The organism is Falsiroseomonas sp. (genome assembly GCF_030695085.1).
Taxonomy (GTDB): domain Bacteria; phylum Pseudomonadota; class Alphaproteobacteria; order Acetobacterales; family Acetobacteraceae; genus Falsiroseomonas.
This window is the reverse complement of record NZ_JAUYTS010000153.1, coordinates 1-7,553: the sequence shown is the minus strand read 5'-3', so window position 1 is coordinate 7,553 and position 7,553 is coordinate 1. Positions and strand designations below refer to the sequence as shown.

At 71.2% G+C, this 7,553-nt stretch carries 9 protein-coding genes and 1 tRNA gene; 3 read left to right on the top strand and 7 right to left on the bottom strand.

Going from position 1 to position 7,553, the window contains the following annotated elements:
* Positions 1–146: 146 nt before the first annotated feature.
* Genes Q8S40_RS16490 through Q8S40_RS16480 form a run of 3 tightly spaced genes read left to right on the top strand, consistent with a single transcriptional unit; the run spans position 147 to position 2,180 of the window.
* Positions 147–1,142, top strand: a complete 996-nt coding sequence (locus Q8S40_RS16490; RefSeq protein WP_305671242.1) for a tripartite tricarboxylate transporter substrate binding protein — start codon at positions 147–149, stop codon at positions 1,140–1,142.
* A gap of 16 nt (positions 1,143–1,158) precedes the next feature.
* On the top strand, positions 1,159–1,608 hold the full coding sequence (locus Q8S40_RS16485) for a CMD domain-containing protein (protein WP_304810357.1): 450 nt from the start codon (positions 1,159–1,161) through the stop codon (positions 1,606–1,608).
* Positions 1,605–2,180: a peroxidase-related enzyme gene (locus Q8S40_RS16480; RefSeq protein WP_305671241.1), complete on the top strand. Its 576-nt coding sequence runs from the start codon at positions 1,605–1,607 to the stop codon at positions 2,178–2,180. The genes Q8S40_RS16485 and Q8S40_RS16480 overlap by 4 nt, the downstream gene beginning before the upstream one ends.
* Here Q8S40_RS16480 and Q8S40_RS16475 read toward each other — a convergent pair.
* From Q8S40_RS16475 to Q8S40_RS16445, 7 genes are all read right to left on the bottom strand, one after another.
* Entirely contained in the window at positions 2,173–3,174 is a 1,002-nt protein-coding gene (locus Q8S40_RS16475) for a tripartite tricarboxylate transporter substrate binding protein (RefSeq protein ID WP_304810361.1), read from the bottom strand. The genes Q8S40_RS16480 and Q8S40_RS16475 overlap by 8 nt on opposite strands.
* Positions 3,175–3,230: 56 nt before the next feature.
* Complete coding sequence (locus tag Q8S40_RS16470; protein WP_305671240.1) at positions 3,231–4,223, bottom strand: D-2-hydroxyacid dehydrogenase; 993 nt, start codon at positions 4,221–4,223, stop codon at positions 3,231–3,233.
* 56 nt (positions 4,224–4,279) lie between these two features.
* Positions 4,280–5,476: an amidohydrolase gene (locus tag Q8S40_RS16465; protein ID WP_305671239.1), complete on the bottom strand. Its 1,197-nt coding sequence runs from the start codon at positions 5,474–5,476 to the stop codon at positions 4,280–4,282.
* A gap of 78 nt (positions 5,477–5,554) precedes the next feature.
* Positions 5,555–5,628 (bottom strand) — tRNA-Pro (locus tag Q8S40_RS16460).
* 57 nt (positions 5,629–5,685) lie between these two features.
* Positions 5,686–6,168: a DUF192 domain-containing protein gene (locus tag Q8S40_RS16455; protein ID WP_304810367.1), complete on the bottom strand. Its 483-nt coding sequence runs from the start codon at positions 6,166–6,168 to the stop codon at positions 5,686–5,688.
* Positions 6,165–7,331, bottom strand: a complete 1,167-nt coding sequence (locus tag Q8S40_RS16450) for an acetoin utilization protein AcuC (protein WP_305671238.1) — start codon at positions 7,329–7,331, stop codon at positions 6,165–6,167. Before Q8S40_RS16450 ends, Q8S40_RS16455 begins: the two co-directional genes overlap by 4 nt.
* 26 nt (positions 7,332–7,357) lie before the next feature.
* The coding region (locus Q8S40_RS16445) for a manganese efflux pump (RefSeq protein WP_305671237.1) at positions 7,358–7,553 on the bottom strand (196 nt) is incomplete at its 5' end.

Here is a 7,553-nt window from a genome sequence, read left to right as displayed (position 1 = left end):
GGCGGATGGGTATGGGGCAGGCCGTTCATGGAGCGTCTCCCGGCATGTTGCGCGCAGGCTAACGGGCCCGCGCTGCCCCCGGAAGCCTCGACAGGGCGGCGCGTCCGGGCGAAGGTCATGACAATCAACATGGGAGAGACTGGGAAATGACACATCGCACCGCCCTGTTCGGGCGCCGCATCCTGCTCGCCGCTGGCGGCGCGGCCCTGGCCGCACCGGCGCTGGCACAGACCTGGCCGAGCCGTGACCTGCGGATGATCGTGCCCTTCCCGCCCGGTGGCACGACGGATGTGGTGGCGCGCCTGGTGGCGATGGCAATGCGGGACAAGCTGGGCCGCGCCGTGGTTGTGGAGAATCAGCCCGGCGCCGGCAGCACCACCTCCGCCGGCCGCTTCGCGCGGGAAGGCGATGACCATGCGATGTTCGTGTCGCAGATCGCATCCCACGGCATTGCGCCGGCGCTGTACCGCAACCTCACCTACAATCCGGAGGATGATTTCAAGGCGCTGACGCTGATGGTGACGGTGCCCAATGTCTGGGTCGCCAATCCGCGCAACGTGCCCGGCGGCGATGTGCGCGCGTTGCTGCGCGATGCCAAGGCGCGGCAGGGCATCCGCACCTTCGCCTCCGCCGGCAATGGCACCTCCACCCATCTGACCGGGGAGCTGATCAACCAGCAGACCGGCGCGCGCTTCCAGCATGTGCCCTATCGCGGCGCCGGCCCCGGCATGGTCGCGGTGATGGGCGGCGAGGTCGATACCTTCATCGACAATCTGCCCACCGCCCTGCCGCAGATCCGCGCCGGCACCGTCATCCCGCTCGCCGTCACCTCCGCCACGCGGCTGGCCGTGCTGCCGGATGTGCCGGCGCTGGCGGAACTCGGCGCGGAGTTCAACCTGGAAGGCTTCGCCGCGGAGGCCTGGTTCGGCCTGCACACGCATCGCAGCGCCTCGGACGAGGTGGTGCAGCGCATGGGCGATGCGATCCGCGCCGCCCTGTCCGAACCCGCGATGCAGGCCCAGCTGGCGGAGCGCGGCACCCAGCCGCGGCCCGTGCCGGCGGCGGAATATGCCGCCCTGGTGACGGCGGAACTCGCCCGCTGGCGCGAGGTGGTCCGGCAGGGCAACATCCTGGTGCAATAGCCAGCGGGACAATGCCTTGCCTGACCTCATCGAAGACCTCCTCGGCCTGGCGCCGGACAGCGCCATCGGCGCGCTGCGCCGGCAGCGCCCCGAAGCCCTGCGCCATGCCGAGGGTGCCTATCGCGAATTGCTGCTGCCCGCCGACCCCGGCGGGCTGAGCCTGGCGGAACGCGCGGCACTCGCCCGGCATGTGGCGGCGCGCGAGGGCGATGCGGCGCTGGCCGCGCATTTCGCCGGCCTCGCCCCCGCGCCGGACCCCTCCCCCCGTCTCGATGCACTGCTGGCCTATGCGGAGAAGGTCGCGATGCAGCCGGAGGCGACCGCCAAGGCGGATATCGATGGGCTGGCGGCCCTCGGCCTGACCTCGCGCGACATCGTGGCGGCGACCCAGTTGATCGCCTTCGTGCCCTACCAGACCCGGCTGCTGGCCGGGCTGCGCGCCCTGATGCAGGAGAAGGCGGCATGAGCCGGTTCACCCTGAAGCCCGTCGGCTGGCGTCCCCGCCTCGCCCCCGTGAAGGCCGAGACGGCAACGCCCGAGCAGCTGGCGGCGCTGGATGCCTGCCCGCCCGCGGTGCGGCGCAGCACCTATTTCCTGACGCTGGCGCATGACCCGGGATCGCTTGGTGAGCGCGGCGCGCTGTTCAACATCGTCATGTATGCCGAAGGTGGGCTGGACCGGGCGGACCGGGAATTGTCCACCGCCGTCGTCTCCATGGTGAATGGCTGCGTCTACTGCACCTCGGTCCATGCCAAGCGCTTCGTCGAGATGACGGGCGATGAGCCCGCCATGCAGCGCATCCTCGATGAAGGCTGGGCGGCGGAGCCGGACCCGCGCCGCAAGGCGGTGGCCGATTTCACCGAGGCACTGACCCGCGACCCCGGCGCCGTCACCGCCCGGCACCTGGCGCCGCTGCGCGCGGCCGGGCTGGATGATTTCGAGATCCTCGATCTCATCCATTCCGTCGCGATGTTCGCCAACGCCAACCGGCTGATGCTGACGCTGGGCGACCCGCTGCTGCCGCGCGGGGTCAGTTGATCCGCGCGCCGGAGATGCGGACCAGTTCTGCGTGGCGGACCATTTCCTCCTGCAGATAGGTTGCCAGCCGCTCCGGCGTGCCGCCGCCATCAAGCGCCATGCCCGCCATTTCCAGCCGCTGCCGCGCGGCTGGATCGGCCAGCACTTCATTCGCCAGCGCGTTCAGCCGCGCGACCACCGGCGCCGGGGCACCGCGCGGCAGCATCAGGCAGAACCAGGTGCCGAAGGCGAGGCCGGGCATGCCGAGCTCCGTCGCGGTGGGCACATCGGGCAGCTGCGGCACGCGGCTTTCCGACAGCACCGCGATGGCGCGCACCCGCCCCGCCTCGACCAGCGGCTTGGCGCCGGTCACCAGGTTGAACATCGCCTGGATGCGGCCCGCGATCAGGTCCGTGGTCGCCGCCGCCGGCGCCGCATAGGGCACATGGGTCAGCTGCGTCCCGGTGCGGGAGGCGAAAAGCTCCGCCGCCAGATGCATCGAGGACCCGTTGCCGGTGGTGCCGTGGTTGATCGCGCCGGGATTGGCGCGGGCATAATCCGTGAAGGAAGCCAGGTCCTGCGCCGGCACATCATTGTTCACGGTCAGGATGTTCGGGACGCTGCCAAGCAGCACCACCGGCGTGAAATCGCGCACCGGGTCGAAGGGCATGTCACGGTAAAGCGCCGGGTTGGTGGCCAGCGTGCCGGCCCAGCCCCAGAGGATGGTGTGCCCATCCGGCTCCGCCCGCGCCGCCGCATTGGCGCCGATATTGCCGGCGGCGCCGCCACGGTTCTCGACCACCACGGGCTGCGGGACCCGCTTTTCCAGCTCCTGCGCGAAAATCCGCGCCAGCGTATCCGCCGTGCCGCCGCCGCCGGGCGCGGGGACGATCAGCCGGATGGCCCGCGTCGGCCAGGCGGGCGCCTGTGCCTGGGAAGATGCGACGGGCGCCAGCGCCGTGGCGGCGAGGCCCAGCGCCGGGACGGCGAGGAGCTTGCGGCGGGTGGGGTTCATGGGGGCAGTTCCATCATTCTGTAAGATTTGACGCTACGGCGAGGCACGCATCGTCATCAATAGCCGCGCGCGGGGTCCACACGGTTCGGCGCGGGCTGCCCCGCCCGCATGGCGAGCAGATTGCGGAACAGGATGTCCAGCGTGTGGTCATTGTAGGTGGCGGGGTCGTCGGAGGAGACGTGGGGCACCACCAGCATCCCCGGCGTGCGCCACAGGCGGTGGCCGGGCGGCAGCGGCTCCGGCACCGCGACGTCCGTCACCACGCCGGCCAGTGCGCCGGCCTCCAGCGCATCGCAAACCGCGTCCTGGTCCCACACCGCGCCGCGCGCCATGTTCACCAGCTTGGCGCCGGGCTGAAGCAGGCCGATGCGACGGCGGTCGATCAGGCCGCGCGTTTCCGGCGTCAGCGGGCAGGCCAGCAGCAGGAATTCGGCGCGCGGCAAGACCTGGTCCAGCGCCCCGGTCGTCACGACCTCATCGCAATCCGGGTGCGGCGTGGCGCTGTGGCGCACGCCGATGACCTTCATGCCGAAGGCCCGCGCATGTTTCGCCGCCGCACCGCCGATGCTGCCAAGGCCCACGATGCAAACAGTGCGGCCAGCGAGCACCGATCCGAAGCGGGCCTTCCAGGTCTCCGCGCGCTGCTGGGTGCCGAAATGCGGGATGTGGCTGGCCAGCATCAGCAGCGACATCAGTGCGAATTCGCCGGCCTTGGCCGCATGCGTGCCGCGGTTGTTCAGCAGCGTGACCTCCGGCGGCAGCCAGGCGAAGGGCGCCAGCCGGTCAAGCCCGGCGGAGGTGCAGGCGATCACCCGCAGCTTCGGCGCAATCCCCGGCAGTGCGCCGACGGGAAAGCGCGCATGCACCACCTTGGTCCAGGTGAGCAGCACCTCCGCCTGGCCGATCGCGGCGGCAAAGCCCGCATCGTCATCGGCGAAGGAGAGGTCGGGGGTACCGATCTCGGGGTTGCGGGCCAGGGCGGCGGCGACCTGGGCGGGCGTGACGGGGAACAGCGTCTCGCCGGGCGGGTTCTGGATATGGATGCGCATGGCCGGAGCCTCGCAGGCCCGCGCGGCGCGTCAAGCCAGCCCCGCGCCACAGGGCGTCACGCTGCCCAGGCACCGTCGCGCGCAACCAGGCGCCCGGCATGAAACACCAGGCCGCGCGGCGGATGGCCGCCGATCGCCTCCGGCACGTTTTCCACCGGAATGCTGAACAGATTCGCCGCATGGCCCTCCGCAATGCCGTGCTGGGCGATGCCGAGCGCGGCCGCCCCTTCGGAGGAGACCATGGTGAACAGTTCCTCCAGCAGCGGATCGGTCCGCAGATCCTCCCGCCAGCCGATCACCGCGGCGCGTTCCAGCATGTCCGCATTGCCATAGGGGCTCCAGGTGTCGCGCACATCGTCATTGCCGCAGAACACCCGCACGCCGGCCCGCCGCAGCAGCATCAGCGGCGGCATGGTGGCGCTGCCGCCGCCATGGGTCACCAGCGACACACCCGATTCGGCCATCAGCGCCGCCGCCGCCTTCTGCTTCGATTCGCCGATGCCGCCGAGGCAGAAGCCGTGGCTGATGGTGACGCGCCCCTGCATGCCCGCAGCCTTGGTGCGGGCGCAAATCTCCTGAAGGCTGTACAGGCCCAGCTCCGCCGCTTCGTGCAGGTGGATATCGATGCCGACGCCGCGCCGGCCCGCCACGGCGAAGATGCCGTCAAGCTGGCCGGAGGGGTTGCGGTCCACCTCGCAGGGGTCGATGCCGCCGACGAGGTCCGCACCTTCGCGCACCGCGGCATCCAGCAGATCCAGCATCGGCGCGCCGCCCTGGCGCATCACGCCAGCCTGCGGGAAGGCCACCACCTGCACCGTCACCGCATGGGCGTGTGCCGCCTTGGCCGCCAGCACGCCCTGCAGCGCGGCCAGGCCGAAGGCCGGGGTGATGTCGGCATGGGTGCGGATATGGGCCGTGCCGTTGGCGACGCAGCGGCGGATGAGTTCACCCGCGCGGTCCGCCGTGGGGCGCGGCAGGTTGGGCAGCAGGCGCTGGTCCGCGTCGATGCGGCTCTGCCGGAACGGTTCGGCGGCGTGCGGCTGCCAGGGCAGGCCGAACAGCGTCTTGTCCAGATGCATATGGCCGTCCACCAGGCCCGGCAGCAGCAGCGCGCCACCGAGGTCCAGCACCTCCGCCGCCGCGGGATCGGGCGCGGCTGGCGGCAGGATGGCCGTGATGCGGCCGCCGGCAATGGCGATGCGCGGCGTGCTGCCATCGGCGAGGCGGAGATGGGTCAGCAGCAGATCGGTCATGGCGCGGTCCCCCGAAGTATGGGGCCATGAAAGACGGCGCGGCCGGATTGGGGAAGAGCGGGGGAGCCGGATCTGGAATCGGGGTGCCCGGAATCGAACCGAGGACCTCCTGTACCCAAAACAGGCGCGCTACCAGGCTGCGCCACACCCCGAATGGCGGATACCTACGGTCCCGGCCGTCTCAGGGCAAGCGGGGCCGCCGCCGGGCGTCAGGGGGCGGTGCCGAAGATACGGTGCAGCACGCGGTCACCGACGCGGATGTCCAGCTTTTCCGTGATTCCCGCCTGCAGCTCCAGCGTGGCGCGCACCGGGCCGCGGCTGTCCACCGGGGTCAGGCTGTAGGGCACGGTGCGTTCCGCGATGCGGTGGATGCGGCCGTCTGCCGCGATGAACACCATGTCCAGGGACGCGATGGTGTTGCGCATCCACATGCTGCTCTCACGCGGTTGGCCCCAGTCGAACAGCATGCCTTCATCGGCGCCGACGGTCGGGCGGAACATCAGGCCGATCATCTGGTGTTCCGGGCTGACCGCCATTTCAACCTGGAAGCTGTGGCGGGTGCCGTCGCGGCCGATGATGACCAGCGGCTCCGTCGGCAGCTTCGGCTGCGGGCGGTCCACGCCGGGCTGGGCCACGGCGTGGCTGGCGGCGAACAGGCCGAGGGCGGCGAGCAGGGGGCGGCGTGTGATCATGCCGGCACCTTAGCAGCCTCCGGCAGCCCTTCCAGCGTGCGCGCGGCGAGTGCCCGGATTTCCGGCCGTACCGGGTTGGATTGTACCAGGTTGGGGCGCGGCGCATCGGCGATGGAGGTGAACCAGTGCTCCGGCGGGTTGCGGCCGGCGGCGCGCGTCCAGGCCAGGCCGCGCAGCACCGCCTCGGCCGGTGCGGGGATGCGGGGCGGAATCGGCAGGCGGTTCAGCGTGGCCCAGACCCCGGCCCAGCAGCGCGCCACGGACCAGGGGTTGTAGCCGCCGCCGCCCAGCACGATTAGCCGCGGCGCCACCCCCATCAACGCCTGCACCACGGCCCTGTGCGCGGCGTTGGAAAGCGCGAGGCGGGACAGCGGGTCCTCCGCAATCGCATCCGCGCCACATTGCAGCATCACCGCCTGCGGCCGCCGCTGGCGCAGGATCGGCAGGATGGCGTGGCGCAGGAGAAAATCCATCTCGCTGTCGTTGAAGCCCTCCGGCACCGGCAGGTTGCGGGCGTGGCCCCCTGCCCGGTTCTCCACCGGCCCGGAATTGGGCCAGCGCCCGGCCTCATGCACGGAGACCGTGAAGACGCGCGGGTCCTCGGCAAAGGCGGCCTCCACGCCATCGCCGTGATGCGCGTCGATATCGAGATACAGGATGTTGGTGAGGCCGAGATCGAGCCAGGTCAGCAGCCCGAGCACCGCATCGTTCAGGTAGCAGAAGCCGCTGGCGCGGTCCGGCTGGCCGTGATGCGTGCCACCGCCGGGCACATGCACGATGTTCCCATTTGGGCTCCCATCTGGGCCGCCCTCCGCCGTCAGCCTGGCCGCCAGCATCACCCCTCCGGCGCCGGTGGCGGGGCGGGAGAAGACCTCCCGGTACACCGGGTTGCCATCCGCGCCGATGCGATGCCGGTCCCGATGCGCCGGGTCCACCGCCTGCGAGGCCTCCGCCTGCATCAGCGCCGCGACATAGTCCGGCGTGTGGAAGCGGGTGAGCTGGGCGGGCGTGGCGCGCGGGCTGTCCACATACTGCCCCGGCGCCACCCAGCCCATGGCACGCACCAGGTCGAGCATGGTGGAGACGCGGGGAATCGCCAGCGGGTGCTTCGGCCCATAGGTGGAGCCGCGGTAGATTTCGGAACCGATCAGGACGGGGCGCATCGCCGCCGAAGATGGGGGCGGTTGGCCTAGCGGGCCAGATGCTCCATCAGGATCGAGGTGCCGAGGGCGATCAGCACCAGCCCGGCCAGCGCCTCCGCCCCCCGCCCGAATCGGCTGCCGAGCACCCGGCCGGCCATCATGCCGCCGGTCGCCATGATGAAGGTGGCCAGCCCAATGGCCGGGGCGACGATCCAGATATCCACATCCAGCACCGCCAGCGAC